We start from the raw sequence: 5910 nt of genomic DNA on the forward strand, positions 1-5910 counted from the left end.
CATCGCGCCGTTGCCGGGCAGATTGTCGCAACTGATCACGGCGGGCGGGCGGTGCCCGGCGGCCCGAACCTGCGCCAGCCCGTGGGTCAGGATACCGGCGACGGAGCGCAGTTCCGTGGTGTCGCGCCGCTGTCCGGGTCGCCCGAATGCAAGATCGTGGCGGATGTCGTCGTGGGCGGCGTCCAGCAACCCGGATGCGGGCTCCAGACAATAGCCGTTCGCCGTTACGGTCAGGGAGACGATGGCCGTCTGCGGGTCGGCAATGCGCGCGGCCAGCCCCTGTCGGTCGTCGCGTGCGAAGATCACCTCGGACAGGCTGCCGATCACAATGGGATGGGTCCGCTCTGCGTCGCGTTGCAGAACGGTGAAGAGCCGGTCCTGACGGGCGAGCTGATGCGCCAGATCGGGTTTTCGCATGGTCGCCGACGCGATGCCCCAGCGTAGCCCGGCCTCTCCCTCGACCTCGATGGCGGCCTGTGTGGCGACCGCCTGATGCGCGCGATGAAAGTTGCCGCACCCCAGATGCACGATGCCGGTGCGGAGCGACGCCGGGTCGAAGCGCGGCACCCGCACGCGTTCAGCCAGCGGGCCGAGGGCGTGGCGGTTCAGAAAACCGTCCTGTGCCAGGCGTATCGTCCGTGTGTCTGTCATGCCTGCTCCTTGCGATGTGGGTAAGGTCTCCTCCGGGTAGCGTGTCCGGTGATCGCTGCTACCATCCCGGTCCGAAGGGGCCGGGACCGAAGCCCATCGGGCCGAAACCGGGCCCCCAGGGTCCCCAGTTATCCCAGTTCCACTGCTGGTCCTGATAGGTCTGGGCAGTCATTTCCTGTTCGTCGGCAAGATTCTGCGCTTGCACGTAGGCCTGGTAGCGCTGGTAGGCGCTCTGGTCGCCGACATACAGGCAGTCGCACACCAGCGGGTCGGCGTAGACATAATGGATGGCGTCACCGTGTTCGCGCCGCACGAAATGGTGGGGCGGCAGGCGGTTCAGCATCGCCTGACGCTGGGGCGTGTTGGCCGGGCGCACCACGAAACCGGCAGCGGCAAGGTGGTCCTCTTTCTGCGCCACCAGCGAACTGGTGCTTGCGCACGCCGCGAGCCCGACGAGCGGAAGCACGACCGCAAGCGCGCGGAGCCCACCGGACGCAGACAGCCGGAGCAGTAGAAATTGGCGATGGGACATGGCGTTCTCTCCTTGCAGGAGCAGCGCCGTCTCGCAGGCGCAGGCAAATGGTGTGGCAGGTGGTCCCACCACTCTCGGAACGCACGACGATAGCACATGTTTCGGACGATCGCCCGGTGCGGCTGGTAACGATTTTTTGTTCGAAAGAGAAACGCCCTACAGGCGCTGATGTGTAACCTGACGTACGCTGGTAGTTATGCTGTCTGTAATAAATATATATTTAAATATTCCTGAAATGTATTTTGTCATGAGGTATAATTACACGTCCTATAGTGCCTTCATAAGACAATCCGGTGTGGATCTGCCGCCGGGCTGTCAGGCCATAGGTTCGCCAAGCAACGGGTCGCTTCGGCTGGCGCGTCCCGTCTCGACATGTCCCGCCAGCCGAACGACGAAGCCCGGCATGTCGGACGAGGTGACGGAAACGTCGTACCAGTGGTCGGAAGACGCGAGATCCCATGCCACCGTCTGTACCGCTCCCGGCGTCAGCGTGATGGCCCGGGACTCACCCCCGTAAGCGGCATGCTGGGTCAGCGTAAGCGCACAGGTGTGTTCGGACGTTGGGTGAAGCGCGATCAGCAGTCGACCGGATGCCGCGTCGATGTCCGTCGCGATGCGCGGCCAGTGCGCGTGACCGCCCGTCGTCAGCGAGCACCAGAAGCCGTTGGGACCATGCACCTGCCCCCGATCGTCGCCCAATGGCAGGGTCGTCGCGGTGTGCGTGGCCAGCGTTACATGCAGCGGACCGGTGGGCTGCCCATTGAACACCAGAAAGGTCGCGCCCAGGGCGCCTGCGTTGTCGAGCGTGACCCGCCCGCCCGTCCCGGCGGGTTCGAGGGCGGCGCGCAGGGTGTAAGCCAACGGCCGCGCCGGCCTTTGACCCGGCTCCTGCACCGGGCGTTCCTGCGTGACGGGCAGCGTTGGAGGCATCAGCGTGCAGGACCGTCGCGTGTCCGCCAGCACTGTGTCCGTTTTCGGCAGGGAGGCGGGAAAGGACGCTGCCTTGTGCGTGAAGTCGAATGCCGATGTCAGATCGCCCGTCACGGCCCGTCGCCATGGAGTGACATGGGGGGCGGGAACGCCGAAACGTTTTTCCAGAAAGCGCAGCACCGATGTGTGGTCGAACAGTTCCGAATTGACCCAGCCACCCGTGCTCCACGGCGAGATGACGATCATCGGCACGCGCGGGCCAAGACCCACCGGCACGCCATGGAAATCCTCCCCCGTTGTGGCGACCGTGCTGACGCCCTGCGCGGGGTCGAGGGCGGGAACGGGGGGTGGGACATGATCAAAGAAGCCGTCATTCTCATCATAGTTGAGAATGAATACCGTCTTGGCCCACACCTCCGGATGGCGGACGAAGATGTCCATGATCCGGGAAACCAGGAACTCGCCATAGCCCGGTGGCGCGTCGGGATGTTCGCTCAGTGCCTGCGGCGGCACGATCCATGAGACGGGCGGCAGGGTGCCGTGGCGCACGTCGTGTTCAAAGGCTGCCAGCAGGTAGCGCGCCTCCGAATTCTCCATCGTGGCGGGGGTGGAGCCCGGCACGATCGCCCGTGCCGCCCTGTAGCGCGCGGAATTCGGATCGAGGTTGCGGAACTGCGCGAACGAGGCGAGGGGGTTGTCGGTGAAGTTGTCGCGTTCCTGATAGACTTTCCAGTCCACGCCGTGGGCCATCAGCGCATCGCCATAGGTCTGCCACGTAAACCCGGGGAACGCCGGATGGTCCAGCGCCATGTCGGCGGTGACGTTGCCGTCGTCGACATTGATCGTGACCTGTCGCCCGAAATCGTCCACGGCCAGACCGCTGGTGCCGGAAAAGAAATACAGCCGGTTGGGGTTCGTCGGCCCGAAAATGGAGCAATGATAGGCGTCGCAGATCGTAAAGGCGTCGGCCAGCGCATGGTAGTACGGCGTGTCGTTGCGGGTGAAATACCCCATCGTCATGGCCGTCTTGTGCTTGATCCAGACGTCCCAGTTGTTCCACTCGGTCTGCGTGCCCTTCCAGCTATGGTCGAGGCTCGGCAGACATTCGGCGCTGGTCGTCTGTGTGTTCAGACGAAACGGCAGCACCGTCCCCCCTTTGGGGTTCGGCTGGGCGAACACCGTATCGCCGTGCGGCAGGGGGGCGGCGCGCGGATCGCCATAGCCGCGCACGCCGCGCAGCGTGCCGAAATAATGGTCGAAGGAGCGGTTCTCCTGCATCAGGATCACCACATGTTCGACATCCATGATTGTGCCGGTGACGCGGTGCGCCGGTACGGCCAGCGCCCGACGCACGTTTTCAGGCACCACGCCGGACGCCGTGGCCGCGGCGGCCGCCATGAAACGGAGAAAAGCGCGGCGGGACGACGGGTTGACGGACAAGAGCGGCATCCTGTGCACGGGCGGGACCCGGACACTATGGCAGGCCGCCCCGGCCGGCCGTCAAGGGCCGTCCGGGGCGCGGCGCGGTTCAGCCGGCCTCCGGCACCACTACGCGGTTGGGGTTGTTGGGGTGCTGTGGCCATGTCAGCACGCTGTCGACCGGCTGCGGCTCCATGGTGATGCAGTCATCGATCGGGCAGACATGGGCGCACAGATTGCACCCCACGCATTCCTCGTCGATCACCTCATACCGGCGCTGGTTGCCGACCGTGGTCTTGGCGATCGCCTGATGCGAGGTGTCCTCGCAGGCGATATGGCACAGGCCGCATTTCACGCACGCATCCTGATCGATGCGGGCGATCGTCTTGAAGTTCAGGTTCAACTGGTTCCAGTTGACGAAATTCGGCACGGCGCGGCCCGTGACGTCGGGGAGGGTCGCAAAACCCTTGTCATCCATCCAGTTCGACAGACCGTCGATCATGTCCTCGACGATACGAAAGCCGTAATGCATCGCGGCTGTGCAGACCTGAAGCGCGCTTGCCCCCATCACCAGGAATTCCGCCGCATCCCGCCAGTTGGAGATGCCGCCGATGCCCGAAATCGGCAGGACTGACGTGTCGGGCGTACGGGCGATCTCGCCCAGCATCCGCAGTGCGATCGGCTTGACCGCCGGCCCGCAATAGCCGCCATGCGTTCCCAGACCACCCACGACCGGCATCGGCGCCATCGCGTCCAGATCGACCGCGACGACCGACTGAATCGTATTGATCAGCGACACGGCGTCCGCGCCCCCGCGCAGGGCGGCGCGGGCGGGCATCAGGATATTGGTGATGTTGGGGGTCAGCTTGACGATGGTCGGCATGCGGGTGTTCTGCTTGACCCAGCGCGTGACCATCTCGACATATTCGGGCACCTGACCGACGGCGGAGCCCATGTTGCGCTCGGACATGCCATGCGGACAGCCGAAATTCAGCTCAACCCCGTCCGCGCCCGTCTCCTCGACGAGAGGCAGGATGCGCTTCCAGCTTTCCTCCTCGCACGGCACCATCAGGCTGACGACGATCGCCCGGTCGGGGTAGTCGCGCTTGACGGCCTTGATCTCGGCCAGATTCACCGCCAGCGGGCGGTCGGTGATCAGCTCGATATTGTTCAGCCCGACCAGCCGGTCGCCGTTGTGGTTGAACGCGCCGTAGCGGCTGCTGACGTTGACGACGGGCGGATCCTCGCCCAGCGTCTTCCACACCACCCCGCCCCAGCCGGCCTCAAGCGCGCGGCGGACGTTATATTCCTTATCGGTGGGCGGGGCGGACGCCAGCCAGAACGGATTGGGCGAGCGGATGCCGGCCAGATTGGTGCGCAGGTCGGCCATGATCAGTTCTCCTTCACCGCGGACAGATCGGCATGGATCGTCTCGGCGGCATTGCGTCCATCGCGTACGGCGGCGACGGTCAGATCCTCGCCCGCCGTGCAGTCACCACCGGCATAGACGCGCGGTTCGGACGTACGGCCGAAGGCATCGACGGCGATCCGGCCGCCCTCGGTCCGGATCGCCGGGCCACCGATCTGGGCGGGCTCGTCCATCACCAGCTGTCCCACCGCTTTCAGCACCATGTCGGCCTCCAGCACAAACGGGGCACCGTCATAGACCGGGCGGCCATCGACGGCGCGGCCGCGGGTGAAGGTGACGGCCACCGCACCGTCGGGCGTCGCCGTCAGGGCCGTGGGCGCGGCCCAGGTGCGGATCAGAACGTCGTTGTTCCGCGCCCAGGTCTGTTCCTCGACGGTGGCCGACATCGTCTCCGTGCCGCGACGATAGAGCAGGGTGACGGTCTCCGCCCCCAACCGCTTGGCCTGCACGGCCGCGTCGATCGCGGTGTTACCGCCGCCGATCACCACGACGCGTCGGCCGACCGGCACGTCCGCCTTGGTGGGGGAGCGACGGATCTGGCCGATGAAGTCCACCGCGTTAAGCACGCCGGGCAGCCCCTCGTTGTCCAGCGCCAGCGCACGCACGCCCGATTGCCCGAAGGCCAGAAACACGGCGTCGAAGGCAGCCGTCAGCGAGGCCACGGTCATATCGCGGCCCAGTTTGTGTCCGGGCTGGACGGTGATGCCTCCGATCTGCTCCACGAACGCGATCTCGTGCTGTGCGAAGTCATCCGCGAGCTTGTAGGCCGCCACACCGTATTCGTTCAGGCCCCCGGCCTTGTCCTGCGCGTCGTAGATCGTGACGTCATGGCCCTTCATGGCCAGGCGGTGGGCGCAGGCCAGTCCGGCCGGCCCGGCGCCGACCACGGCGATCCGACGGCCGGTGGGCGCCGCGCGGGTGAACGGGTGGGTGGCCTGTTGCATCTGCC

The 5910-nt window shown here is 65.8% G+C and carries 5 protein-coding genes; all 5 read right to left on the reverse strand.

The annotated features are described in order from the left end of the window. The coding region (locus tag HUK82_RS13735; protein WP_456304205.1) for a mannitol dehydrogenase family protein at positions 1–651 on the reverse strand (651 nt) is incomplete at its 3' end. Between the two features lie 58 nt (positions 652–709). Then, on the reverse strand, positions 710–1183 hold the full coding sequence (locus HUK82_RS13740; protein WP_246495216.1) for a hypothetical protein: 474 nt from the start codon (positions 1181–1183) through the stop codon (positions 710–712). Positions 1184–1498: 315 nt separating this feature from the next. Further along, positions 1499–3553: a phosphocholine-specific phospholipase C gene (locus HUK82_RS13745; protein WP_394367505.1), complete on the reverse strand. Its 2055-nt coding sequence runs from the start codon at positions 3551–3553 to the stop codon at positions 1499–1501. An 88-nt stretch (positions 3554–3641) separates the two neighbouring features. Further along, positions 3642–4922, reverse strand: coding sequence for an NAD-dependent dihydropyrimidine dehydrogenase subunit PreA (preA, locus tag HUK82_RS13750; protein ID WP_176614501.1), 1281 nt, complete (start codon positions 4920–4922; stop codon positions 3642–3644). Between the two features lie 2 nt (positions 4923–4924). Further along, on the reverse strand, positions 4925–5910 hold a 986-nt coding region (locus HUK82_RS13755; RefSeq protein ID WP_176614502.1), incomplete at its 5' end, for an FAD-dependent oxidoreductase.

The sequence above is a fragment of the Ameyamaea chiangmaiensis genome (genome assembly GCF_013376175.1).
Classification (GTDB): domain Bacteria; phylum Pseudomonadota; class Alphaproteobacteria; order Acetobacterales; family Acetobacteraceae; genus Ameyamaea; species Ameyamaea chiangmaiensis.